This window comes from Achromobacter anxifer (assembly GCF_903652925.1).
Lineage (GTDB): Bacteria > Pseudomonadota > Gammaproteobacteria > Burkholderiales > Burkholderiaceae_B > Achromobacter > Achromobacter anxifer.
In genome coordinates, this window is the sequence record NZ_CAHLAR010000004.1 from 299,236 (window position 1) to 323,364 (window position 24,129).

Below are 24,129 nucleotides of genomic sequence, written 5' to 3' on the forward strand. Positions count from 1 at the left end.
GTTATTCACTCCGAGGTAATGCCATCCCGGGCCGCAGAACCTGGCCCGGGCGTTCGGCGCCGGTTCGTTTCCCGTCCCACACCTGCTTGCCATTGACCCAAACCGCATGGATGCCCTGGCTTGCCTGAATGGGAGCTGAAAAAGTGGCCACATCTGTCACCGTGGCGGGATCGAACAGCACCAGGTCAGCATGATACCCCTCCTGCAACAGGCCGCGCTCGGCGATGCCGTATTGGTCCGCTGCGAGGCCGGTCATTTTGTGGATCGCGGCCTCCAGCGTCAGCAGCTGTTGTTCGCGCACCATGGCGCGCAGCACATTGGTGAAAGTGCCCCATTGGCGCGGATGCGGATGCGGGTCGAAGGGCAGACCGTCGGAGCCCACCATCGTCAGCGGGTGCGAGAAGATGCGGCCCACGTCGGCCGGGTCCATCAGAAAATAGATGGCGCCGGCGGGCGCCAGACGGGCAACGGCGGCCTCGTCGTCCAGGCCCAGTTCGGCCATGACCTCGCCGAAGTCGCGGCCGGTGGCTTCGGGGTAGCCCTTGGACCAGGTGATCATCGTGCGGCTGGCGAGCCGCGCGCGGTCCAGCCGCAGCATGGTGGAGGTGGCCGGGTAGGGATGGCAGTCCAGGCACACCGGCTGCGTGGCGGCGGCGCGACTGATCAGATCCAGCGTTTCGCGGCTGCGGCCATGATTGCGTTCGCCCGCCAGCTTGTGGTGCGAGAACACCACGCGGCAATCGAGCTCGCGCCCGATCAGCAAGGCCTCTTCCATGGCGGGAACGATGTGGTCGGCCTCGTCGCGCAGGTGGGTGGCGTAGACGCCGGAACGGCCGCGCAGCGGCGCGCAGACCTCGACGATCTCGTCGGTGGGCGCGGCGCTGGCCGGCGGATAGAAGGTGCCGGTGGAGACGCCGAAGGCGCCCGCGTCCAGCGCTTCCTGCAGCAAGTCGCGCATGGCGGCGCGTTCGCCGGCATCGGCCGCCCGCGAGGTGTCGTCCATGACGGCCACGCGCAGCGTGGTGTGGCCGACCAGCGGGACCACGTTGACGGCGGCGGGCGTGGCGCGCAGCGCGTCCAGCCAGGCGCGGAACGTATCGAAGCGGAACAGTTCGGCGGGGCCCAGCAGGTCCAGCGGCTGGGGTATCGCCGTGCCGGCCAGCGGCGCGAGGCTGATTCCGCAGTTGCCGGTGACCACCGTGGTGATGCCCTGCGAGACCTTGGGCAGCATCTCGGGGTGGGCCAGCAGATAGCCGTCGTCGTGGGTATGCGAATCGATGAAGCCGGGCGCCAGCGCCAGGCCGCGGGCGTCGATGACGGGCGCGCCCGTGGGGTGGGCGACCGCGCCCACCGCGGCGATGCGCCCGTCGCGCACCGCCAGATCGCCTTGGCGGGCGGGGCCGCCCGTGCCGTCCACGAGCGTGGCGCCCGCCACGATGAAGTCTGCTTGCAGCATGCTCGCGCCCATCATTAATCGAGCTTCTCGATGCCGGCGGCGTCGATGATCTGTTGCCACTTGGCGGTTTCGCGGTCGATCAGCTGCTTGAATTCAGCCGGCGAGCCGGTCGCGGGCTCCGCACCCAGCGTGGCCAGGCCGGTGCGCACCTCGGGCGCTTGCAGCGCCTTCTGGATGGCGGCGTTCAGCGTGGCGACCACATCGGCGGGCGTGCCCTTGGGCGCCACCACGCCGCCCCAGGCGACGGTCTCGTAGCCCTTCAGGCCGGCCTCGTCCAGCGTCGGCACGTCGGGCATCAGCGCCAGGCGCTTCAGGCTGCTGACGCCGATGGCGCGGACCTTGCCGCTCTTGACCAGCGGGGTCGCCTCCGAGGTGTTGACGAACAGGTAGTCCAGGCGGCCGCCCAGCAGGTCCTGGATCGCGGCGGGGCCACCGTTGTAGGGGATGAACATGACGTTCACCTTGGCCATGCTCTTGAACAGTTCGCCTCCCATGTGGCCGGTGGTGCCCACGCCGGAGGCGCCGTAGGACAGGCGGCCGGGTTCCTTGCGGGCGCGGTCGATCAGGTCCTGCACGCTCTTGATCGGCGAGTCGGCGGGCACGATCAGGGCGTTGTACAGGTCGAACAGATGGGCGACCGGGGTCAGGTCCTGGTCCACGTCGTACGGCAGGCGCTTGAACAGCGAACGGTTCACGGCCAAGGTGTTGATGTTGCCGTAGCCCACGGTATAGCCGTCGGGCGCGGCGCGCTTGACCAGCGCGATGCCGATGTTGCCGGCCGCGCCGGGACGGTTCTCGACCACCACCGTGGCGCCGGTGTCGCGCGCCAACTGGGTGGTAATCAGGCGCGACAGCACGTCGGGCGAGCCGCCGGCGGCGGACGGCACCACGAAGGTGATGGGCTTGTCGGGATAGGCGCCGGCAGTGGCGGTGGCCGACAGGACGGCGCCTAGCGCCAGTGCGGAAAGGCCGCGGAAGAGTGTGGTGCGCATGTTGGATTTCCCCTTGGTTTTGTCGTGTTGAGGCGGGCAGGTTACACCTCGCGCCGCCCTGCGCCCTCATCGAAAAATGTCGAAAACCTATAATCCCGCGTTATCGGTTTAGGGCACACGGGACAGGGGAAAAGATGGATGAGCATGCCTATGCGGACGAGGTCGGGCCCAGTGCCGGACGACCTTTGAACCTGCGCCAGATAGAGGTGTTCCGGGCCATCATGATGGCCGGATCGATCAGCGGCGCCGGACGCATGCTGCACGTGTCACAGCCGGCGGTCAGCCGGGTGCTGGCGCTGACCGAGAGCCGCCTGGGCTACAAGTTGTTCGAACGCGTCAAGAGCCGCCTGTCGCCGACCGCCGAGGCGCGGCGTCTGTACGCCGAGGTCGAGCAGGTGTACGGCGGCATTCAGCGCGTGAACGATCTGGCGGCCAGCCTGGGCCAGTCGGGCGCGGGCATGCTCAAGATCGTTGCCAGCGCCAGCTTCGGACAGCGCCTCATCCCCATGGCGCTGGACCGCTTTCGCGGCCGCAACGCGGATGCGCGCGTCGATTACCGCAGCGTGACCTTCGACGAGCTGGCGGCCTACTTTTTGTCGGGCCAGGCTGACATAGGCATTTCCATGCAGCCTCCCGATCATCCGAATCTGACCTCGTTGCGGCTGGCGCAGGTGCCGGTGATCTGCGCGCTGCCCGCCGGCCATCCGCTGGCGGCGCGCGAGGTGTTGCGGCCGGAGGATTTTTCGACGGCAACATGGATTGGCTATCCGCGCGACACGCCGCTGGCGCGAGCGCTCAAGCCTTTTTTCGGGGAAGGCCCGGCATGCGCGGCGGCCATCGAGGTGCATTCGCCGGTGACCGCCTGTTCCTTCGTGCAGCAGGGGCTGGGGCCGGCGCTGGTGGACGCCTGGTGCGTCACGCCCGACCAGGCCGCGCACATGGCGCTGCGTCCGATATGGCCGCGGGCCAGCGTGGACATCTGGGCCACGCATTCCAATCTGAGTGCGCCGCCCTTGCTGGCGCGGCGTTTCCTGGCGGCGGTCAAGAAGACGCTGGAAGAGGGCGCGCCGCCCGATCTGGCGTACGCGCCCGGCGCTGCCGGTTGAGTAAGGGCTGCCGCGTGCGCGCCAGCCCTTGTGGCCTTACAGGCCTTCGGCCTTGAGCGCAGCCTGCACGCCCTTGTCGGCTTCCATGCGCTTGAAGAAAGCGGCCAGGTTGTCGAGCCCGGACAGGTTCACTTCCTTGGCATGGGCCCAGCGCAGCACCACGTACAGGTAGGCGTCGGCGATGGAGGGCGCGTTGCCCGTCAGGTAGGGCTTGCCGGCCAGTTGGCCGTCCAGCTGCGCGAACAGCTTGGTCAGCAGCGCGGATGCCGAGGCGGCCAATTCCTTCTGCGCGGCTTCGTCGCTCACGAAGCGCGACGCGCCGAAGATCATCGAGAAGGTCTTGTGGATGTCGGAGTTGATGAAACCGAGCCAGCGGCGCACTTCGGCGCGCGAACGGGGCGAGCCATCGCCCAGCAGCTTCAGTTCCGGCGCGTGTTCAGCCAGGTATTCCAGGATGGCCGCGTTCTGCGTAACGGTCCAATCGCCATCGGCCAGCGCGGGCACGGCGCCCAGCGGGTTGACCTTCAGAAACTCCGCGCCCTTGAGCTCGTCGCGGCTGAGCTTGTGCGTTTCATAGGGTTTGCCGATCCACTCCAGAACGATGTGGGAGGCGAGCGAGCACGCGCCGGGCATGTAGTACAGTTTCATGTGATGGGGTCTCCTGAGAGGAAGGACGGGGATCTCCGTTCCCGCCCGCTATGGTACGCCACCCGCTGCCGGAGATGCCCATGCCGTCACGCCCCGCCGCGAGCACGCGCGCGCTGTTCCTGTCGTTCAGTCTTTCCTTGGCGCTGGCCGCGTCCGCGCAGCCCGGCCCCGAACCCGCAACGGTCCCGGCCCGCGTCACGGCGGTGGTGGGCGGCCTGAATCATCCCTGGGCCATGGCCTTTCTGCCCGAAGGCGGCGTGCTGATCACCGAGCGCCCCGGCAACCTGCGGCTGCTGCGCATCCCCGGCGGATTGTCCAAGCCCCTGGCCGGCGTGCCCAAGGTGGCGGCGCAGGGCCAGGGCGGCTTGCTGGACGTGGCGCTGTCGCCCGATTTCGCCTCCGACCGTTATGTCTATCTTTCGTACGCCGAAGCCGATGGCGGCAAGAGCGGCACCGCCGTGGGCCGCGGCCGCCTGTCCGCCGACGGCAGCGCGCTGGAGGATTTCCGCGTGCTGTTCCGGCAGGAACCCAAGCTGTCCTCCGGCCTGCATTACGGATCGCGGCTGGTGTTCGACGGCAAGGGCTATCTGTACATCTCGCTGGGCGAGAACAACCAGCGGTCCACCGCGCAAGACCTGGACAAGCTGCAAGGCAAGGTCGTGCGGCTGAAGGCCGACGGTTCGGTGCCGCCCGACAATCCCTTCGTGGGCCGGGCCGGCGCGCGGCCGGAAATCTGGTCCTACGGGCACCGCAATCCTCAGGGCATGGCACTCAATCCGCGGACCGGCCAGTTGTGGGAGAACGAGCACGGCCCGCGCGGCGGCGACGAAATCAATCTGATCCAGCCGGGCAAGAACTATGGCTGGCCGCTGGCGACCCACGGCATCAACTATTCGGGCCAGCCCATACCCGAAGCCAAGGGCACGGACCTGCCCGGCATGGAGCCGCCCTTGTTCTGGTGGCCGAAGTCGCCCGCCATCAGCGGCATGGCCTTCTATGATGCGAACCGCTTTCCGGCCTGGCGCAATTCATTGTTCATCGGCGCGCTGGCCAACCAGAACCTGATCCGCCTGACCTTGGACGGCGACCGCGTGGTGGCCCAGGAATGGCTGCTGGCAGATCGCAAGCAGCGGATACGCGACGTGCGGCAAGGGCCGGACGGCTATATGTACGTGTTGACCGATGCCTCGCCCGGCGAGCTGTTGCGCCTGGCGCCGGCGGAATCCGGAGGATGAACGCCATGAAACCGTATGAGCTGATCGGGTCCGCGGGTTGCGGATCCGCCATCGTCGAGATGGCGCTGGTGCTGGCCAACGTGCCGCATACGCTGACGGATCTGCCTTACCTCAAGCCTTGCGCCGAGCGCGACCGCCTGCTGCAGTTGAATCCGCTGGGACAGGTGCCCACGCTGATCCTGCCGGACGGCGAGGTCATGACGGAGAGCGCCGCCATGATCCTGCACCTGAACGACGTGGCGCCGCAGGCCGGGCTGGCGCCCGCCGCCGACAAGCCGGAGCGCGCGCGCTTTCTCAATCTGCTGATCCGCCTGGTGGCGGCCATCTATCCCACGTTCACCTATGGCGACAATACGCCGCAGTGGACCACGGAAGGACGGGCCGCCGATCTGTTGCGGGAACGGGTGCACACGCGGCGGGCGGATCTTTGGCAAGAACTGGAGCGCCAGGCCGGCGCGCCGCACATGCTGGGCCGGCGGTTTTCGGCGCTGGACCTGTATGTGACCGTGATGACACGCTGGCGTCCGGGGCCGGCCTGGTTCGCTGCCGAATGTCCGGCCCTGACGGCCGTGGCGCGCGAAGGCGCGCTGGAGCCCAACGTGGCGCGGGTGCTGCGGCGGCACTTCCCGCCGCCCACGGAGTAGCGCGCCGTCAGCGCTTGGCGGACTTGCGCGTTCTGGCTTTGGCCCGCGCTTCGCGCACCGCGATGTAGACGCCGCTGCCGGCGATGAACAGGGCGCCCAGATAGGCGTAGGCGTCAGGCGTCTCGCGCCAGAAGATCCAGCCAAGGATCGTGGCCCAGATCAGTCCGGTGTAGTCGAAGGGCGCCACCACCGAGGCGGGCCCGATGCGGAACCCTTGCGTGATCAGCGCCAGCCCCAGCGTGCTGAACAGCGCTACCGCGCCGAAGTAAGGCAGATCCGCGATTGCCGGATCTTCCCAGACCAGGGGCAGGGCGACCGCGCTGCATACCAGCTGGCCCAGCACAATGTAGAGCGTGGTGGTCAGCATGCCTTCGTTGCGGTTGATGCCGCGGGCCGTGATCATCATCACCCCGTAGAGCAGGGCGGTGATCAGGGGCAGGAGGGTCGCAGCCTGGAAGGTTGCGGCGCCAGGCCGGACCACGATCAGCACGCCCGCAAAACCGGCCAGCACGGCCAGCCAGCGCTTGGCATCCACGCGCTCCTTCAGGACCAGCACGGACAGCGCGGTCACGAACAGCGGCGCCGCGAAGGCGATAGCGGTGGCCTCGGCCAGCGGCAACGAACGCAGGCCCAAATAGAAACAGTAGGCCGACACCACGTTGATGGCGCCGCGCGTCAGGTGCAGGCCGGGATGGGCGGTGCGCAGCACCCGGCGTCCGCCCAGCCACAGCGCCAGCGCGGTGACGAAGGGCAGCGCGATCAGGGCGCGCAGGAACAGGATCTGCAGCGGGTTGTAGTGGGCGCCCAGCCACTTGGCGTTGGCGTCGCTCAAGGTCAGGAAAAAGATGCCCCCCACCACGCAGGCGATGCCTGCGGCGGCGGATTGGGTTTGGGTGGCGGGCAATGCGGAGGAGGTGGACATCTACAGCCTGGAAAGTGGGCGGTTCCTGCCGCCGTGTGAGGATGAGGGAAAGAAGGCCGCGTGGCGTTCAGCCCTGGGCGCGATAGGCGGCCAGGGCGACCATGCCCCACGACGCCAGGAAGGCAACGCCGCCGAAGGGCGTGACGGCGCCCAGCCAGTGCGTGCCCGTCAGGGACAGTACATACAGGCTGCCGCAAAACAGCACGATGCCGACGAACATCACCACGCCGGCCGCGGAAAGTAGGGATGAACCATAGCGCGCGCCCAGCAGCGCGACGACGAACAGGCCCAGCGCGTGGATCAGGTGGTAGAGAACGCCGGTTTGCCAGACGGAAAGCAGCTCGGGCGTGAGCATGCGCTTGAGGCCATGGGCGCCGAAGGCGCCTGCGCCCACCGCCACCATGAGGTTCAACGCCGCGAGTATCGTGAGCTGCCGGTCCGTCATTGCCAGTCCTTACAAGTGTCTGATTTATCGTGTTACAGCCGCCTATGATATGCCCAAATCCGGCGCCGGCCCTGGACGCGGCGGCATGGGGACGGATCTTGTGATGGACATTCCAAATGGGATATCATGAATTCAATTTGGAAATGCCATGCGCCCAACAACAAGGGCGCGCCATCATGCAGGAGCTGGCCATGAACATCGCCGTCGCCGAAAAATCCCCAACCAAGCGGCCGTCCCGCCATGCGGCGGCGCGCGCCAAGCAGCTGTTCCGCAGCCTGGTGGACAGCCCCCTGGTCGACATGGCGCGTGACGTGCGCCGCGGCCTGCCCGCCCAGATGGTGGACGACGCGGCGGATTACCTGCAGGTGTCCAAATCCGAGATCATGGCCATCACCGAGGTCAAGGCGGCATCGCTGTCGCGCTGGAGCCGCGAAGGCCACATGCTGCCGCTGGGCGAATCCGACCGCCTGGCCCGCGTGGCGCGGGTGGCGCGAGTGGCGCGCCAAGTGCTGGGCAGCGACGAGGAAGCGGTGGCCTGGCTGAACACCCCGGTGCCCGCGCTGGGCAACGTCAAGCCGCTGTCGCTGCTGACTTCCGACGCCAGCAGCCGCATCGTCGAAGACACGCTGGCGCGCGCGGCTGCCGGCGTCTACGCATGACGGACGACAGCGTTTCCATCTGGCGTATCGGCACGACAGCGGGCAAGTACCGCGCCGACGACCTTAGCGGAGCCGGGGCGGCGGCCGTGGGCGGGCGCTACAACAGCCCCGGCACGCCGGTGGTGTATGCGTCGGCCAGCGTGGCGCTGGCGGTGCTGGAAACCGTGGTGCACTTCGCGGCCCGCGCATCCGAACAGGCCAACCGCTACCTGATCGAACTGGCCGTGCCGCGCGCCGTGCTCGAGGCCCGCCAGACCTTGAGCCTGACCCAGCTGCAGGAAGACTATCCCTTCTGGGACGCCGTGCCCTTCGCCGAAGCTTCGCAGGCCGTGGGCGACAACTGGGTGGAGTCCGGCGTGTCGGCGCTGCTGGAGCTGCCCAGCGCCATCGTGCCTTACCGGGGGGTGCCGGACGCCAATTTCCTTATCAATCCGGCGCACCCCGACGCCGAGAACATCGTGGTCGTGCGGCGCGAACGCTTCATCTACGATCCGCGCCTGCGGCCCGCCTGAACTCAGTTCGTCAGCACCGCGCGCCCCACCACCTTGCCGGCCCGCAGCGAGGCCAGCACGCTGTCGGCCTCGGCCAGGGCGTGGCGATGCACCGGCATGGGCGGCACCTTGCCGGCCCGCACCAGCTCCATCAGTTCCTTCAATTCGGCCAGGTTGCCGACATAGCTGCCGACAATGGACAGCGCCTTCATGGGGATCAGCGCGATCGGCCACGAAGACGCCCCGCCGAACAGGCCCACGATGATGAGCTTGCCGCCCTTGACCAGGAAGTCGAAGGCAAGGGAAGTGGTCGCCGGCGCGCCGACCAGGTCGATCGCGGCTTGCACCGGCTTGCCGCCGGCCGCCTTGATGATCTGCTGCGCGGCGTCGGGCGCGGCGCCGTCGATCGCGGCCAGGGCGCCGGCATCCAGCGCGGCCTGGCGCTTGGCCGGGTCGATGTCGACCACGATGGCGCCCGCGCCGCCCAGCGCCTTGATCAGCGTCAGGCTCATCAGGCCCAGGCCGCCCGCGCCGAAGATGACCACGGGATGCGAGCGGTACACGTCGGCGCCGATCTTCTTCAGCGCCGAATAGGTGGTGAGGCCGGAGCAGGCGTAGGGCGCGATCTGCGCGGGCTCCAGGTCGCCGATGTCTATCAGGTAGCGCGAATGCGGCACCAGGATGTGATCGGCGTAGCCGCCTGCGCGGTGCACGCCCAGGCAGGCCGGCGCCGGGCAATGGTTTTCCATGCCGGACAGGCAGGTCGGGCAGGTACCGCAGCCGATCCAGGGATAAACCAGGTAATTGCGGTCGGCTGCCAGCCCCTGGACGTCGGGGCCGGCGGCTGCCACCGTGCCCACGGTTTCGTGGCCCATGGTCAGCGGCAGCGAAACGCCACGGTCTTTCAGCGACAGGGTGCGGCCCTGGCCGAGGTCGTAGCCGCCTTCCCACAAGTGGATATCGCTGTGGCAAACGCCCGCCGCGCGGACCTTCAACAGCACCTGCGACCCCTGCGGCGTGGGGGTGGGCTGGTCCATTTCCTGCAGGGGTTCGCGGAAGTTCACGACGCAATAGCACTTCATGGGATGTCTCCTCCTGGGTGTTGTTGCAGCCGGCCCGCGCTGCGGGCGCGACGTCGGCTAGGCTATTTCTTCACGGCCGGGCATTCGCTGTCCGCCAGGGACACGAAGACCTTTTCGCCCGGCACCGTGGACAGGATCCGGTAGAAGTCGCCGGGGTACTTCGATTCGGCGGGTTTCTTCACTTCGACCAGATACAGGTCCATGATGACGCGGCCGTCTTCGGGGCGCACCCGGGCATTCTTGATCAGTTTGGTGGTGATGGGCAACTCGCGCATCTTCTGGTTGACGGTGGCGCCGTCAAAGGTGCCAGCCGCCTGCGCCGCCTGCAGGTAGTGGGTGGTGGCGACGTAGCTCAGCGCCTGCACGATGGAAGGCGCTCGGGTCACGCCCATTTTCTTCTGCCAGCGCCGGGTCCATTCGCGGGTGTCGTCGTCGGCGTCCCAATAGAAGCCGGTAGGGAAGGTCAGCCCTTGCGCCACCGGCAGGCCCATGGCCTGCACGTCGTTGATGAAGGTCAGGAAGGTCAGCATGCGCTGCTTGCCGCCGGTCAGGCCGAACTCCTGGGCCTGCTTGATCAGGTTGACCAGGTCGCCGCCAGCGCTGGCCAGGCCCACCACGTCCGCCTTGGACGACTGCGCCTGCACCAGGAACGAGGCGAAGTCCATGGCGCCCAGCGGATGGCGGGTGCTGCCCAGCACCTTGCCTCCGGCGTTCTCGACGAAGCGCGAGGCGTTCGCTTCCAGCGACTTGCCGAATACGTAGTCGGTGGTGATGAAGTACCAGGACTTGCCGCCGCTTTCGACCACGCTCTTGACGACCGCGTTGGCCAGGGCATAGGTGTCGGGCGCCCATTGGGTGCTGAGATTGCTGCACTGCTTGCCGCTGAAATCGCCGGCGAAGCCGCCGCTGATGAGGGCGGTGCCGCCTTTCTCGCGCGCCACGCCCTGGGCGGCCAGGCCGGCCGAACTGGCGCCGCCGTCCACCACGGCCACCAGGCCCTGGGTGTCGAACCAGCGGCGCACCAGGGCGGAGGCCACGTCGGCCTTGTTCTGATTGTCCGCGCCGATGACCTCGACGGTCTTGCCGGCGACCTTGCCGCCGAAGTCCTCAACCGCCATGCGGACCGCCATTTCGGAGCCCAGGCCGCCCAGGTCCGAATAGATGCCGGAACGGTCGTTGGATACGCCCAGGCGGACCACGTCGGACTGGGCATGGGCCGCGCAGGCGGCCAGCGAGGCGGCCAGCGCCGCCAACAGGGGTTTGATACGCATCTGCTTGCCTCCCGGCCCGGGGCGGGCCGAATTATCGGTTTTCGTTGGGATGCCGTGTATCTGCTTGCGGGGCGCCAGTTCTCCATCTGGCTGAAAATTATTTCATATTGGTGAAATAAAATTCCTGTGCAAGAATTTAGGTTCATGTACATGAAAAGTCAACATAGTGGATTTCCCAAGCCCGGCGCTTACGCCAGGCGGCCGGAAACCTCGCGGGAGGGCCGCCGTCATGGAAGTGAAGCTGGTCGCAAGAACGCTGGAACTGATCGAACTGTTCGCCCAGGAGCGCCGTCCGATGCCGCTGACCGAGCTGGCTCAAGGCCTGGATGCGCCCATGTCCAGTTGCCTGGCGCTGGTGCGCACGCTGGTGGCGCGCGGCTACCTGTACGAGGTGCGGCGCCGCGCGGGCTATTACCCCACGCCGAAGCTGCAAGCCCTGTCCGGCCAGATCCAGGCGGGCGATCCCTGGATGGAGCGTGTGCGTCCGCAGTTGGCCGCGCTGCGCGACGCGGCCAATGAAACAGTGATGCTGGGGAAGATCCAGGATGGCGCGGTGCTGTTCCTGGACGTGGCGGAATCCACGCAGCCGGTGCACTACGCCACCCGCCCGGGGGGGCGGCGGCCTTTGCATACCAGCGCAGTGGCCAAGGCGATTCTGGCGCGCTTGCCGCCAGCCGAACGCGAGAGCGTGCTGGCCGAGCCCAAATACGAACGCTACACGGAGCGCACCCTGGTTACGCGCCAGGCGCTGCTGGACGAAGTGGAGCGGACGGCGGCCAGGGGCTGGGCGGAGAACGCCGGCGAAAGCGTGGCCGACCTGACCGGACTGGCCGTCGCGCTGGACCTGGGCGGGGAGTGGTATGCGCTATGCATGGCGGGCCCCACATCGCGTCTGGCCGAAAGGCGGGGGGAGAACGTGCGCTTTCTGAGCGAGGCGGCGGACGCCATCCGTCTCGGCCGCGAAAGCTAGGATCTGCCCGACACCGACACCGACACCGACACCGACACCGACACCGACATCGCGCCCGAACCGCGCACTGACCGCGGCAGGCTCACGAACCGCGGCGCATCAGCGTGGACTTGCCGAACAGGCTTTCGATCAGGTCCACCGCCAGCTCGGCGGTCTTGTTGCGCACGTCGAAGGCCGGGTTCAGTTCGACCACGTCCAACGAACGCATCAGGCCGGTGTCCGCGATCATTTCCATGCAGAGCTGGGCTTCACGGTAGGTGGGGCCGCCGGCCACGGTGGTGCCCACGCCCGGAGCAATTTCCGGGTCCAGGAAGTCCACGTCGAAGCTCACGTGCAGATGGGTGTCGGCGTCCAGTCCGGCCAGCGCTGATTCCATGGTGGCGCGCATGCCCATCTCGTCCAGGTAGCGCATGTCGAAGACTTCCAGGCCGGCCTCATGCACCAGGCGCTTTTCGCCCTGGTCCACGCTGCGTATGCCGATCTGGCGCACCCAGCCGGGTTCGATGTCCGGCGTCTGACCGGACAGGCCAGTGATCTGCTCGGGGCCGTAGCCGCACAGGCAGGCCACGGGCATGCCGTGGATATTGCCGGTGGGCGTCAGGGCATTGGTATTGAAGTCGGCGTGGGCGTCGAGCCACAGCACCCGCAATTTCTTGCCGGCTTCGCGGCAGTGGCGCGCCACCGCGCTGATCGAGCCTATGCCCAGGCAGTGGTCGCCGCCCAGCAGGATGGGCAGATGGCCCTGGCCCAGTTCGTCGTAGACGGCGGCGTGCACCGCGCGGTTCCAGGCGGCGACTTCTTCCAGATGGCGATAGCCTTGCACCGGCGGCTGCCAGGGATTGGCCGGTCCGTAGAGGTTGCCGCGATCGGTCACCAGGAAGCCCTGGGCTTCGATGACCGGGCCGATATCCGCCACGCGCAAGGCTTCCGGGCCCATGGAAGCGCCGCGCGCGCCGGCGCCTATGTCGGTCGGGGCGCCGATGAGGGTAACGTGTTGGGGCAGGTTGGCGGTGTTCTGCAAGGCGCGGACTCCGGGTAAAAAAGACATCAAGGAGCGGATAGTACCGCGGCAAGTTGATCGCAAGCCCAGTCGATCTGCTCGCGGGTCACGATCAGGGGCGGCGACAGGCGCAGGGTGTGGCCATGCGTGTCCTTGACCAGCATGCCGCGCGCCTGCAGGCGTTCACACCACAGGCGCGCGCCACCGGCGTCGGGCTCCAGCTCCACGGCCAGCATCAGGCCGCGGCCGCGTACCTCGCGCACCGGACCGGGCAGGGCGCGCAGGCGTTCCAGGAAGTACGCGCCCATGGCCGCGGCGTTTTCGATCATGCCTTCCTCGGTCAGCACCCGCAGCGCGGCGCGCGCGATGGCGCAGGCCAGCGGATTGCCGCCAAAGGTGCTGCCGTGCTGGCCGGGCTGGAACACGCCCAGCACGTCGGCATTGGACAGCACGGCGGACACCGGATAGAAGCCTCCCGACAACGCCTTGCCGATCAGGGTGACATCGGCCTCGATGCCTTCGTGCTCCTCGGCCAGCAGCTTGCCGGTGCGGCCCAGGCCGGTCTGGATTTCGTCCAGTATCAGCGTGATGCCGCGTTCGGTGCAGCATTGGCGCACCCGCGTGAAATAACCCGCCGGCGGCAGGATCACGCCGGCCTCGCCCTGTATCGGTTCCACCAGGAACGCCACGGTATTGGGCGTGATGGCGGCTTCGAAGGCTTCGTAATCGCCGAAGGGGACGATCTTGAAGCCCGGCGCGAATGGCCCGTAGTGGCCATAGGCGTCGGGGTCGGTCGAGAAGCCGACGATGCCCAGCGTGCGGCCGTGAAAGTTGTTGGCGCAGACGATGATCTCGGCCTGGCCCTCGGGCACGCCGCGCACCTCGTAGCCCCATTTGCGCACGGCCTTGATCGCGGTTTCGACGGCTTCCGCGCCGCTGTTCATGGGCAGGATCTTGTGCGCGCCGGTCAGCCGCGCCAGGTCTTCGTAGAACGGCGCCATCTGGTCATGGCGGAAGGCGCGCGAGGTCAGCGTGAGTTTTTGCGCCTGTTCGACCATCGCGGCCAGGATGGCCGGATGGCAATGGCCCTGGTTGACGGCCGAATAGGCCGACAGGCAATCCAGGTACTTGCGTCCGTCCACGTCGTAGAGCCAGACGCCGCTGCCGCGCGCGATCACCACATCGAGGGGATGGTAGTTGTGCGCGCCGAGCTGGTCTTCGACGAGGTCGCGGTGGCTGGCGGCGGATCCGTCGCCGGAGGGGGTATTCAATACCGCGCTCATGAGCGTCTCCCGAGGAGGTATTGCATCCATCTTAGCGCCGCGAGCCGGTCCCGGACATTGCCATTGCATGACAAAGGCCATTACCGGCTGCGGCAGTGCGCTGCTGCACAATAGCGGCTGCGCCGGGCGATGCCCCGATTTCTTTCCTGGAAGGTCCCTATGTTCTTGCCTCAACTGTTTACCAAACTCGCGCGCGGCGCGGCCGCGGCCGGCCTGGCCCTGGCCTGCGTAGCGAATGCCTCGGCGCAGGACAAGCCTTTGCGCATCGGCGTGATCCCCAGCGTCGCCAACGCCGCCACCGAACTGGCGATTGCCCAGGCCAAGAAGGAAGGGCTGGAGGTCAAGCTGGTGGAATTCAACGACTGGGTGCTGCCCAACATCGCGGTGGCCGATGGCTCGGTGGACGCGAACTTCTTCCAGCACGAACCGTTCCTGGAGTTGTTCAACCAGCGCCGCGGCGCGGACTTGAAGCCCATCGCCTACGGCTATTCCACCACCATCGGCCTGTTTTCCAAGAAGCTGAAGAAGGGCGACCCGATGCCGGACGGCGCCACCATCGCGGTGCCAAACGACCCGGTCAATACGGGCCGCGCGCTGCTGTTGCTGGAGTCCATCGGGCTGATCAAGCTCAAGCCCGGCGTGGCACATCAGGCCAGCCTGCAGGACGTGGTGTCGAACCCCAAGAAGCTGAAGTTCGTGCCGATCGAGGGCTCGCAGTCGGCGCGCACTTTCGACGACGTGACGGCCTCGGTTACCTACACGACCTTCGCCAAGCAGGCCGGCCTGAACGAAAAGGACGGCCTGGCCTTCGACAATACCGATCCCGCCAACGTGCGGCGCTATGCGATCCGCTGGGTGACCACGCCGGCCCGCGCGCAGGACCCGCGCCTGCTGAAGTTCATTTCGATCTACCAGAACTCGCCCGAGGTGAAGGCCAAGCTGCGCAGCCTGTATGGCGATCTGATCGACTTTCCCTGGTAGCCCGGCGCGGCGGCGCTATCCGGCGCGCGCCAGCGCAGCCAGCAGGTTGCGCGCCGCGGCCACGCCCATATTGACGTAGGCCGCGCTGGTGACGCCGCCTATGTGCGGGCTTAGGACGATGCGCGGCTCCTGCTGGAAAGGATGGCCGGCGGCCATGGGCTCGACCGCGAAGCTGTCCAGGCCGGCAGCCTGCACGCGGCCCGAACGCACGGCCTGCAGCAGCGCTTCTTCATCCACCAGGCCGCCGCGCGCGGTGTTCACCAGGATCATCCCGGGCTTGCACTGCGCCAGCGTCGACGCATTGACCATGGCTCGGTTCTCGTCAGTGAGCGGGCAGTGCAGGGAGACCACGTCGGCTTCGCGCCAGATCTCTTCCAGCGGCACGCGCGCGATATGTTCCGGCAGGCTCTGCGCATAAGGGTCGAAACCAATCACGCGCATGTTCATGCCATGCGCCATGGCGGCCATGCGCTGGCCGATGGCCCCCAGGCCGATCAAGCCGATGGTCTTGCCGCCCAGTTCAAGGCTCTTGTGCGTGGACTTGTCCCAATGACCTGCACGCATGCGCTGGTCCAGTCCTACCAGCGACTTGGCGCATGCCAGCAGCAGCGTCAGCGCCTGTTCGGCCACGGCGGCGGCGTTCACACCGACCGCGGCTTCGACCCGGATGCCGCGCTGGGCGGCCGCGGCCTTGTCGATGGTGTCGGTCCCGCTACCGTGCTTGGAGATCACGCGCAAGGCGGGCGCCGCGTCCATCGCGGACGCGCCCACCTTGCTGTAGCGCACGATGATGGCGACGGGATTATGCTTGCGGCATAGCTCGACGATGCCGTCTTCGGTCGGCGTCTTGCCGGCAAAGACCAGTTCGAAATCCTGTAGCAGCGCGAGCGCCTCGGGCGCGAGGTCGGCCGCGGTCACGACGATGGCGGGCTTGCCCGCAGCGCGGCTGTTCACAGCGTTTCCCCTTCCTTCAGGACGCCGGCCGCGCGCAGGGCGGCCGCCAGCCATTTGGCCTCGGTGTCGCCTGCCTGGATGGCGGCGATGCGCTCGGCTTCGTCACGCACCTTCTTTTCCGCGACGGGCAGCAGGGCTTCGATCTTGCCGCGTTCAACCGCCACCACGCCGTCGGCATCGCCGATGATGAAGTCGCCGGGATGGACGGTCACGCCGCCCACCGACACGGGATGGCCGATGCGGCCGGGCACGTTCTTGGTCGGACCGTTGGGATTGGCGCCGGCGGCGAACACCGGGTAGTCCATGTCTATGATTTCCGCCGTGTCGCGCGCCGCGCCGTCCATCACCACGCCGGCCAGGCCCAGCTTGCGGCAGGCGTGCATCATGATGGTGCCCATCAGCGCCGCGCTGAGGTCGCCCTTGCCGTCGATCACCAGCACGTCGCCCGGCCTGGCCAGGGAGATTGCCGCGTGGATCATAAGGTTGTCGCCGGGGCGCACTTCAACGGTCAGCGCCGGGCCGGCCAGCTTCATGCCGGGATGCAGCGGACGGATGCGGCCGTTGAGCGCGCCGCGCCGGCCCGCCACGTCGGCCAGAATGGCGGGTTGCAGAGCCGCGGCGCGGCGCACGATGTCGGCGCCGACGCGGGGAAAGTCCTTGATGATGTCCTGATTGGCCATGAGTGTTCCTGTCGGGTTGGAGTATCTGCGGGACCGTGGCCTGTCATTCGACCTTTGCGCCCGATTCCTTGACGATGGCGCCCCAGCGGACGCGGTCGTCGCGGATCAGCTTCGCGAAGTCCTCGGGCGTGCCGGTCAGCACGCGCGCGCCTTGCTCCTGGTACTTCACGCTCAGGTCCTTGGCCTGCAACGCCTTGTTGAACTCGGCGTTCAGGCGCTGCACGATGTCCTTGGGGGTGCCGGCCGGCGCGGCCAGGCCGAACCAGGTCACGGCCTCGAAGCCGGGAAAGCCGCGCTCGGCGATGGTGGGCACGTCGGGCATGTCGGGCACGCGCTGCGCCGAGGTCACCGCCAGCGCCCGCATCTTGCCGTTGCGCACGTGGCCGATGAGCGTCGGCACCGAGGACAGGTACATGTCGATCTGCCCGCCGATCAGGTCATTGGAGGCTTGCGCCGCGCCCTTGTAGGGAATGTGCGTGAGCTTGATGCCCGCGGCGTTCTGCAATTGCACCGCGGCCAGATGCGCCACGGTGCCGTTGCCCGAGCTGGCGAAGTTCAAGATTCCCGGCTTGGCCTTGGCCGCGGCAATCATGTCGTCGAAGGATTTGAGCGGCGAGTTGGCCGGCACCACGATCACGAGCGGCGCGTCCGCGACCAGGCCGATGGCGGTCAGGTCCTTTTCGGGATCGTAGGGCAGCTTGGAATACAGCGTGGGGTTGATCGCCAGATTGCTGGTCTGGCCCAGCACCAGGGAGTAGCCGTCCGGCGCCGACTTGGCCACCGCGTCCACGCCGATGTTGCCGCCCGAACCGGGCCGGTTTTCCGTGACGATGTTCCAGCCGGTATTGCCGGCCACCTTGATCGCGGCCTCGCGCGCCAGCACGTCGGTTCCGCCTCCGGGCGGGAACGGCACGATCAGGCGGATGGGTTTGTCGGGGTAGCCCTGAGCCGCGCCCAGGCCGCTTACGCACACCAGGGCCAGGCCGGCCAGCACACGCGCAATCTGTTTCATGGTTAGTCTCCGTTTTGTTTTTTGGTGCGTGCATTCTGGAGAGTTGTTCCGCGTAATACAATGCAAGTTCGTTAGATGAAACGTGTTGCGCATGATGAACGATGATCCGATCCATGACCCAGACGAATCCCAGGCCGAGGAAGGCGTGGTGGCCGTGCGCCGCGCGATGCGGATCCTGGAGGCTTTTGGCGTGGACGACGCCCACCTGACACTGGCCGAACTGAGCCGGCGCACCGGTTGCCACCGCTCCACGGTGTTGCGCCTGGCGCGCACGCTGGCCATGGACGACTACCTGGCGCAGAGGCCGGATGGAACATGGCGGCTGGCGCGCGCCGCCGGCTGGCTGGGCGCCTGTTACCAGGCCACGTTCAATATCGCTGAAGTGGTGCAGCCGGTATTGCGCGAGCTGTCGGCGACTACCGGAGAAAGCGCGACGTTCTATGTCCGCGAAGGCAAGCAGCGCATCTGCATGGCACGCGTCGAAGGCCCGAAATCCATCCGCCACCACGTGCGCGTCGGGGCCGCGCTGCCGCTGGAACTGGGCAGTCCCGGCCGTGTGCTGCTGGCGTTTTCAGGAGAGCCGGGCGAGCCCTATGAGTCGGTGCGCCGCGCGGGCTACATGATGTCGCTGGGCGAACGCGACGCGGAGGTGTCGAGCATCTCGGCGCCGGTCTATGGCATCAACTGGACCTTGCAGGGAGCGATCTGCATATCGGGGCCGATTTCGCGCCTGACGGAGCAGGTGCTGCTCGAACTCAAGGACCCCGTGCTGGCCGCTGCCAGCCGGCTGTCGCGTTCGATGATGGGTGTCAGGCAGGGTTAGTTTTCGGCGGCGCTGGTGTCCGCCTTATGCCTGGACGACTGAATGTTGGTGCCGGCTCAGGCGGTCGCTTCGCCGCGCGCGGCGCGCCGGCCGTTCAGGCGCCAATGCAGGCCTAGCGCCGCGGCGGCCAGGGCGCTGGCCGCGGCCAGGCCCAAGGATTCGAAGCCGGCATGCGTGTAGATCGTGCCGGCAATGGCGGTGCCGACGCTGGCGCCAAGGTAGGTGGTGCAGGTGTTCAGGCCCAGCACCGCGCCGCGCTCTTCGGGGCGGGCCCGCGACAGCAGCAGCACCAGCAGGTTCAGGCTCAGTTGCGAGGCCGCGCCCCACAGCACGGCGATGGCCAGTACCGAGGCCAGCGCATGCGCGGCCGGCAGCAGCCCCAGATAGACCAGGGCGATGACGCCCAGCGCCAAGGGCAGGGCGCGGCGCGGACCCAGGCGCTCGATCAGCGGCGCGCCGGCCACGCCCGCCAGCAGAAAGCCGGCGCCATAGGCGAAGGCGATGAAGCCCACTTGCCCGGCGGACAAGGCGAGCAAGCCGCGCACGTGATCCGCCAGGAAGGCGTACACGCCGTAGAACGCGGACGAGAACGCCAGGCAGCCCAGCAGCAGGGCCGGCACGTCGCGGTAGGACAGGGGCGCCAGCAGGCGCGACAGGCGCAGCGGCGCGGGGTTGGCGGCGCGGCGTTCCGGCAGCTTGCGCAGCCCCAGCACAGCGATCGTGGCGCACAGCGCCAGCGCGCCATAGGTGGCGCGCCAGCCCACAGCATCGGAAATCAGCGCCGACAATGGCACTCCCGCGACCAGCGACACGGACCAGCCCGCGATGACGCGGCCCAGCGTGCGCGCCTCCTGTCCCGGCTGCGCGATCAGCGCGGCCGAACCATACGCGGCGGGCAGGATGACGCCCGCGGCCGCGCCGGCCAGCGCCTGCGCCAGCGTCAGCACGATCCAGTGCGGCGCGCAGGCGGACAGGATCAGCGCGGCGATCAGCGCCGCCATCGCGCCCAGCAGCGAGCGGCGAATGCCGATGCGGTCGATGCGGGCGGCCAGGAAGAAGGCGCTGGCCGCGGTCGCGGCGCCGTAAGCGGAAATGGCGGTGCTGATGGTCAGCGGCGAGGTGGAGTAGGAGCGCGCCACGTCGCTCAGGATGGGGCTCAGGGCCAGGCCGTTGGAGCCGACGACGCTGACGGCGAACATCAGGGCGGGCACGGGAGAGGTCTGGCGGGCGCTGCGGGTGCTACGGTTATGCATCGCCGAATTTTATTGGAATAAAATAAGGGTTAACGCTAGTATTTCCTTATTCCATAAAAGTTCGAATGCCGTTCGGCAGAATGTGATTCCAATGCCTGATCTTGATGACCGCGACCGAAAACTGTTAACGCTGCTGGCCGACGACGCCACTCCCAGCTACGCCGAACTGGGCAAGATGCTGAATCTTTCCGCCCCGGCGGTGCATGAAAGGGTTAAACGCCTGAAGCGCGACGGTCTGATCAAGGGCATCGCCGCCAAGCTGGACGGCGCCCGCATCGGCCGGCCGCTGCTGGCCTTCGTGCACGTGGACACCAACAACTGGAGCATCACGCAGCAAGTGCTGGGGCTGGCCGAGCTGACCGAGGTCGAAGAGATCCACACCATCACCGGCAAGAGCGCCATGCTGCTGAAGGTCCGCGTGAGCGACACGCAGGCGCTGGAACTGCTGCTGGCGCGCATCCATCAGATCGACGGCATCACCAACACCACCAGCGACATCGCTCTGACCAGCTACCTGGAACGCGGGCCATTGCCGGACAAGGGCTGAAGCCGCGCCCTCAGCGGGCCGGCGCCGCGCGCAGGCGCAGGCGCGTGATCTCGGAGGGCGCGCCCAGACGCTTGGGCGGCCCCCAGTAGCCGGTGCCGCGGCTGATGTAGATCCACATCTTGCCCATGCGGTGCAGGCCGGCCGTATAGGGCTGCTGGAAGCGCACGAAAAAGCCCCAGGGAAAGAACTGCCCGCCATGGGTATGGCCCGACAGCTGCAAGGTATAGCCCAGCGGCTCGGCCGCGGCCGCGCTGCGCGGCTGGTGCGCCAGCAGGATCCGCGCCAGGGCGTCGGCGGGCGCGCCGGCCAGCGCGCCCTTGGGGTTGCTGCGCTGCTGCGGGTCGAAGGAGCCGGCGCTGTAGTCGGTAATGCCGGCCACCACCACGGGCAAGCCGCCGGGGTAAATCACCACATGCTCGTTCATCAGCACGCGCAGGCCCATGCGGCGGAACTCCGCGACCCAGGGCGCGGCGCCCGAATAGTATTCATGGTTGCCAGTGACCAGGTACACGCCATAGGGCGCGCGCAGCTGGCCCAGCGGGCTGGCCTGTGCGGCCAGCTGTTCCACGCTGCCGTCGACCACGTCGCCGGTGATGGCGATCATGTCGGGCAACAGCTCGTTGACGGCGTCGGCGATGGCCTGCACGTAGCGCTTCTTGATGGTCGGCCCGACGTGGATGTCGCTGATCTGCACGATGGTGAAGCCGTCCAGGTCGGGCGCAAGCCCGGCGATGGGCACGTCCACGTCGACCACGCGGGCGCGCTTGCGCGCGTTGTACAGGCCGACCAATGTCGCGGCCAGCGCCAGAATGGGCACTGTCCGGGCGCTGAGCGCCAACAGCGCGGCCCAGGGCAGGTCGGCGCCGACCGCCAGATTCACCAGCCAGGTCACCAGCAGCAGCGCGTCGCGCAGCACCGTCAGCACGAACAGGGACGAGAACAACCCCATGGCGAACAGTCCGACCCAGGCGATGCGGTCGCCCCAGGGCGGGTGCACCGACGAGCGTCCCAGCATGCCCAAGGGGATCAGGATGCAGGACAGCAGCAGGGCAAGAATGGCGGCGGCGGCGCTCGCGCCGCCCAGGTTGGCGTCGGGGATCAGGCGGGCGCCCACATAGACGTGAGCCAGGGCGCCCAGGGTCAGGAAGCGGAGGAAGAATGAGGATTGGCGTAGGGACACGGGCGGCTCAGGGGCGCGCCGGGCGGAGCGGCGGCGCGCGTAGCGTAGGAACCGTCATTCTATGCCGGGCCAGGCGCCGCGCCGCTTCCTGCCCGACAGCGCCGGCGCTGCGTCATTGCAAAACGGACTGTTCCTGCATTACTGCGCGCTCGAATACTCGAACGCTACCGCATTCCGGAATACTCCCGAATCACTGCGCTCCGGAATACTCCCGAGTCACTGCGCGCGGGGATATTCGCGCGTCAACAGCTCGGCCAGCATTTCGCGCACATGGTTGATGCCCAGCATCGCCATGTTGCGGTCGACCTCGGCGCGCAGCAGGCCGATCGCGTGCGACACGCCGGCCTCGCCGCCCACCGCGGCCGCGTAGTTGAACGGCCGGCCGACAAAGACGAAGCTCGCGCCCAGCGCCAGGGCCTTTAGCACGTCGCTGCCGCGCCGCACGCCGCTATCCATCATCACGGTCATGCCGCCGGCCGCAGCCACCACGCCTGGCAGGGCGCGCAGGGGCGAGATTGCGCCGTCCAGCTGCCGGCCGCCGTGATTGGACACGATGATCCCGTCGGCGCCGTGCTGCCTGGCCAGCGCCGCGTCCTGCGGATGCAGGATGCCCTTGATGATGAGCGTGCCCGGCCATTGGCGGCGGATGCGCGCCACATGCTCCCAGCTGAGATGGTCGCGCGCGCTGAAGTCGCGCAGCACGGACGAAGACACGATGGGCGCTCCGCGCGTGGCGAACGAGTTCTCGAAATGCGGCATGCCGTGAGCCAGCAGCGTGCGCAGGAAGGTGCCGGCCAGCCAGCGCGGCCGCGTCAGGCCGTCCCAGGCCAGGCGCAGGCTGGGCTTGAGTGGCGTGGAAAAGCCCGTGCGCACATTGTTTTCGCGGTTGGCCGACACGGGGATGTCCACGGTCAGCACCAGCGTTTCGTAGCCGGCGCGGCGGGCTCGCTCCACTAGGGCGTCGATGCGCTGCGGATCGCCCGGCAGATAGGCCTGGAACCAGGTGCCGGGCGCTTCGCGGATGACATCCTCCAGCGGAATCAGCGAGGTGCCGCTGAGTATGGCCGGTATGCTCTGGGCGCGCGCGGCGCGGGCCAACACGATGTCGCCGCGATAGGCCGACAGCGCGCTGATGCCCATGGGGGCGATGCCGAAGGGCGAGGCGTAGCGGCGGCCGAACAGCTCGGTCTGCTGGGTGCGGTGCGACACGTCCACCAGCACACGCGGCGAGAACGAATAATCCGCGAACGCCTGGCGGTTGCCGCGCAGGGATTGGTTGTCTTCCGCTGCGCCCGCCACATAACCGAAGATCGGGCGCGGCAGGCGCTTTCTGGCGGCGGCCTCGAAATCGTCCAGCGACAGCGCGCGCGCCAGCGCGCGCGGCAGGGGGCGATCGGCCGTGGTGGCGCGGGGACTGGCGGTGGACGTGAGTGTGGATGTCATGGCGGGCCGGCAAAAGCCCGTAATCTAGCAATGCCGATTCATCGCATAAAGCGAATAAAACCAGACATCCAGTTTCGATTAAAGCGAAATATCAGGCAGGCAGCGCCATCAGCTCGCCCATGCGCACGGGTCCCAGCACCGAGGGCGTGTCGGCCCAGCGGATCTTGTTGGGGCCGAACAGCACGATGGCGGTCGAACCCAGCTTGAAGCGGCCCATCTCGGCGCCCTTGGCAAGGTGGATCGGGCCGCGGGCGGCATCATCGTAGCGGGTGGATTTGACGCGGCGCTTGTGCGGCGTGACCAGGCCCGCCCACACGGTTTCGATGGAAGCGACGATCATCGCGCCCACCAGCACCACGGCCATGGGACCGTGTTCGGTATCGAAGATGCAGACGACGCGCTCGTTGCGCGCGAACAGGCGCGGCACGTTGCGGGCGGTCAGCGGGTTGACCGAAAACAGGCGGCCGGGCACGTGGACCATTTCGCGCAGCGTGCCGGCAACCGGCATGTGGACTCGGTGATAGTCCTTGGGCGACAGGTAGATGGTGGCGAATTGGCCGCCCTGGAACGGTTCCGCGCGCTCGGCGTCGCCGCCCAGCAGGTCGGCCAGGCCATAGTTGTGGCCCTTGGCCTGGAAGATGCGGCCGTGTTCGATCGCGCCCATCTGGCTGATGGCGCCGTCGGCCGGGCACACCACCGAGCCCGCTTCCTCGTCCAGCGGACGCGCGTCTTCCTTGAGCGCCCGGGTGAAGAAATCGTTGAAGCAATCGTAGGCCAAGGGATCTTCCTGCAGCGCTTCGCGCATGTCGACGCCGTAGCGGCGGACGAAGCGCGAGATCATCCAGTTCTTGACCGCGGGTTCCCGGCAGTCGGACGCATATCCGAAAAGCCGCGACACCAGATGGTGGGGGGCAAGGTACTGGCTGGCGAGGAATAGTTGGTCTTTGATCGGCATCTAGGAGCGCTAAGAAGTAACCCCGCGGCGCGCCGCGGCACGGACTGGGCCGCCTGGGGCCCGCCGCAGGCCCGGGACTGGCCGCGTCAAAAAACGT

At 67.7% G+C, this 24,129-nt stretch carries 25 protein-coding genes; 9 read left to right on the forward strand and 16 right to left on the reverse strand.

Annotation, left to right across the window (positions count from 1 at the left end; translation table 11 throughout):
* Position 1: 1 nt before the first annotated feature.
* Together HWY37_RS14445 and HWY37_RS14450 are read right to left on the reverse strand one after the other, a co-directional pair.
* On the reverse strand, positions 2–1,468 hold the full coding sequence (locus HWY37_RS14445) for an N-acyl-D-amino-acid deacylase family protein (RefSeq protein ID WP_176089086.1): 1,467 nt from the start codon (positions 1,466–1,468) through the stop codon (positions 2–4).
* 2 nt (positions 1,469–1,470) lie between these two features.
* Positions 1,471–2,448, reverse strand: coding sequence for a Bug family tripartite tricarboxylate transporter substrate binding protein (locus HWY37_RS14450; RefSeq protein WP_175205647.1), 978 nt, complete (start codon positions 2,446–2,448; stop codon positions 1,471–1,473).
* Positions 2,449–2,582: 134 nt separating this feature from the next.
* Between HWY37_RS14450 and HWY37_RS14455 the strand changes: the two genes are divergently transcribed.
* Positions 2,583–3,554 (forward strand): LysR family transcriptional regulator, encoded by a 972-nt coding sequence (locus HWY37_RS14455; protein ID WP_175205648.1) that lies wholly within the window; start codon positions 2,583–2,585, stop codon positions 3,552–3,554.
* A gap of 36 nt (positions 3,555–3,590) precedes the next feature.
* Here HWY37_RS14455 and HWY37_RS14460 read toward each other — a convergent pair whose 3' ends face one another.
* Positions 3,591–4,202: a glutathione S-transferase family protein gene (locus tag HWY37_RS14460; RefSeq protein WP_175205649.1), complete on the reverse strand. Its 612-nt coding sequence runs from the start codon at positions 4,200–4,202 to the stop codon at positions 3,591–3,593.
* Between the two features lie 80 nt (positions 4,203–4,282).
* Between HWY37_RS14460 and HWY37_RS14465 the strand changes: the two genes are divergently transcribed.
* Both HWY37_RS14465 and HWY37_RS14470 read left to right on the forward strand, forming a co-directional pair.
* Positions 4,283–5,437, forward strand: coding sequence for a PQQ-dependent sugar dehydrogenase (locus HWY37_RS14465; RefSeq protein WP_175205650.1), 1,155 nt, complete (start codon positions 4,283–4,285; stop codon positions 5,435–5,437).
* Positions 5,438–5,442: 5 nt separating this feature from the next.
* Positions 5,443–6,081: a glutathione S-transferase family protein gene (locus tag HWY37_RS14470; RefSeq protein ID WP_175205651.1), complete on the forward strand. Its 639-nt coding sequence runs from the start codon at positions 5,443–5,445 to the stop codon at positions 6,079–6,081.
* A 7-nt stretch (positions 6,082–6,088) separates the two neighbouring features.
* On the opposite strand, the gene HWY37_RS14475 is transcribed toward HWY37_RS14470, so the two are convergent.
* Positions 6,089–7,003 carry a DMT family transporter gene (locus HWY37_RS14475; RefSeq protein WP_175205652.1) on the reverse strand — a complete coding sequence of 305 codons (915 nt, stop codon included), beginning with the start codon at positions 7,001–7,003 and terminating at the stop codon, positions 6,089–6,091.
* Positions 7,004–7,070: 67 nt separating this feature from the next.
* Entirely contained in the window at positions 7,071–7,448 is a 378-nt protein-coding gene (locus tag HWY37_RS14480; protein ID WP_175205653.1) for a DUF423 domain-containing protein, read from the reverse strand.
* A gap of 191 nt (positions 7,449–7,639) precedes the next feature.
* Between HWY37_RS14480 and parS the strand changes: the two genes are divergently transcribed.
* Positions 7,640–8,107 (forward strand): type II RES/Xre toxin-antitoxin system antitoxin, encoded by a 468-nt coding sequence (gene parS, locus HWY37_RS14485; RefSeq protein WP_175205654.1) that lies wholly within the window; start codon positions 7,640–7,642, stop codon positions 8,105–8,107.
* Positions 8,104–8,619, forward strand: coding sequence for an RES family NAD+ phosphorylase (locus HWY37_RS14490; RefSeq protein ID WP_175205655.1), 516 nt, complete (start codon positions 8,104–8,106; stop codon positions 8,617–8,619). Before parS ends, HWY37_RS14490 begins: the two co-directional genes overlap by 4 nt.
* A 2-nt stretch (positions 8,620–8,621) precedes the next feature.
* Here the strand turns inward: HWY37_RS14490 and HWY37_RS14495 are convergent, their stop codons facing one another.
* Together HWY37_RS14495 and HWY37_RS14500 are read right to left on the reverse strand one after the other, a co-directional pair.
* Positions 8,622–9,680 carry an alcohol dehydrogenase gene (locus HWY37_RS14495; protein ID WP_176088895.1) on the reverse strand — a complete coding sequence of 353 codons (1,059 nt, stop codon included), beginning with the start codon at positions 9,678–9,680 and terminating at the stop codon, positions 8,622–8,624.
* Positions 9,681–9,742: 62 nt separating this feature from the next.
* Positions 9,743–10,951, reverse strand: a complete 1,209-nt coding sequence (locus tag HWY37_RS14500) for an ABC transporter substrate-binding protein (RefSeq protein ID WP_176088896.1) — start codon at positions 10,949–10,951, stop codon at positions 9,743–9,745.
* Between the two features lie 229 nt (positions 10,952–11,180).
* Between HWY37_RS14500 and HWY37_RS14505 the strand changes: the two genes are divergently transcribed.
* Entirely contained in the window at positions 11,181–11,921 is a 741-nt protein-coding gene (locus tag HWY37_RS14505) for an IclR family transcriptional regulator (protein ID WP_176088897.1), read from the forward strand.
* Positions 11,922–12,003: 82 nt separating this feature from the next.
* Here the strand turns inward: HWY37_RS14505 and rocF are convergent, their stop codons facing one another.
* Both rocF and rocD read right to left on the reverse strand, forming a co-directional pair.
* A complete protein-coding gene (rocF, locus tag HWY37_RS14510) occupies positions 12,004–12,969 on the reverse strand; it encodes an arginase (RefSeq protein WP_176088898.1) in 966 nt (321 codons plus the stop codon).
* Positions 12,969–14,204: an ornithine--oxo-acid transaminase gene (rocD, locus tag HWY37_RS14515; protein ID WP_176088899.1), complete on the reverse strand. Its 1,236-nt coding sequence runs from the start codon at positions 14,202–14,204 to the stop codon at positions 12,969–12,971. Before rocD ends, rocF begins: the two co-directional genes overlap by 1 nt.
* A gap of 159 nt (positions 14,205–14,363) precedes the next feature.
* Between rocD and HWY37_RS14520 the strand changes: the two genes are divergently transcribed.
* The gene (locus HWY37_RS14520; RefSeq protein ID WP_176088900.1) at positions 14,364–15,185 is read left to right on the forward strand and encodes a MetQ/NlpA family ABC transporter substrate-binding protein; all 822 of its coding nucleotides are present in this window, start codon (positions 14,364–14,366) and stop codon (positions 15,183–15,185) included.
* A gap of 15 nt (positions 15,186–15,200) precedes the next feature.
* On the opposite strand, the gene HWY37_RS14525 is transcribed toward HWY37_RS14520, so the two are convergent.
* The 3 genes from HWY37_RS14525 to HWY37_RS14535 are packed head-to-tail and all read right to left on the reverse strand — an operon-like array spanning position 15,201 to position 17,831.
* On the reverse strand, positions 15,201–16,139 hold the full coding sequence (locus tag HWY37_RS14525; protein WP_246302298.1) for an NAD(P)-dependent oxidoreductase: 939 nt from the start codon (positions 16,137–16,139) through the stop codon (positions 15,201–15,203).
* A complete protein-coding gene (locus HWY37_RS14530; RefSeq protein WP_176088902.1) occupies positions 16,136–16,819 on the reverse strand; it encodes an RraA family protein in 684 nt (227 codons plus the stop codon). Before HWY37_RS14530 ends, HWY37_RS14525 begins: the two co-directional genes overlap by 4 nt.
* 43 nt (positions 16,820–16,862) lie before the next feature.
* Positions 16,863–17,831, reverse strand: coding sequence for a Bug family tripartite tricarboxylate transporter substrate binding protein (locus HWY37_RS14535; RefSeq protein WP_175205664.1), 969 nt, complete (start codon positions 17,829–17,831; stop codon positions 16,863–16,865).
* A gap of 91 nt (positions 17,832–17,922) precedes the next feature.
* On the opposite strand from HWY37_RS14535, the gene HWY37_RS14540 reads away from it, so the two are divergent.
* Positions 17,923–18,654 (forward strand): IclR family transcriptional regulator, encoded by a 732-nt coding sequence (locus tag HWY37_RS14540; protein ID WP_425485023.1) that lies wholly within the window; start codon positions 17,923–17,925, stop codon positions 18,652–18,654.
* 56 nt (positions 18,655–18,710) lie between these two features.
* Here the strand turns inward: HWY37_RS14540 and HWY37_RS14545 are convergent, their stop codons facing one another.
* Positions 18,711–19,907, reverse strand: a complete 1,197-nt coding sequence (locus HWY37_RS14545) for an MFS transporter (RefSeq protein WP_176088903.1) — start codon at positions 19,905–19,907, stop codon at positions 18,711–18,713.
* Positions 19,908–19,998: 91 nt separating this feature from the next.
* Between HWY37_RS14545 and HWY37_RS14550 the strand changes: the two genes are divergently transcribed.
* Positions 19,999–20,454: an Lrp/AsnC family transcriptional regulator gene (locus tag HWY37_RS14550; protein WP_175205666.1), complete on the forward strand. Its 456-nt coding sequence runs from the start codon at positions 19,999–20,001 to the stop codon at positions 20,452–20,454.
* A gap of 10 nt (positions 20,455–20,464) precedes the next feature.
* Here HWY37_RS14550 and HWY37_RS14555 read toward each other — a convergent pair whose 3' ends face one another.
* The 3 genes from HWY37_RS14555 to asd form a co-directional block, all read right to left on the reverse strand.
* A complete protein-coding gene (locus HWY37_RS14555; protein WP_176088904.1) occupies positions 20,465–21,634 on the reverse strand; it encodes a metallophosphoesterase in 1,170 nt (389 codons plus the stop codon).
* Positions 21,635–21,850: 216 nt separating this feature from the next.
* Positions 21,851–23,077 carry an alpha-hydroxy acid oxidase gene (locus HWY37_RS14560; RefSeq protein WP_176088905.1) on the reverse strand — a complete coding sequence of 409 codons (1,227 nt, stop codon included), beginning with the start codon at positions 23,075–23,077 and terminating at the stop codon, positions 21,851–21,853.
* A gap of 91 nt (positions 23,078–23,168) precedes the next feature.
* Entirely contained in the window at positions 23,169–24,032 is an 864-nt protein-coding gene (gene asd, locus HWY37_RS14565) for an archaetidylserine decarboxylase (RefSeq protein WP_175205669.1), read from the reverse strand.
* Positions 24,033–24,129 lie beyond the last annotated feature (97 nt).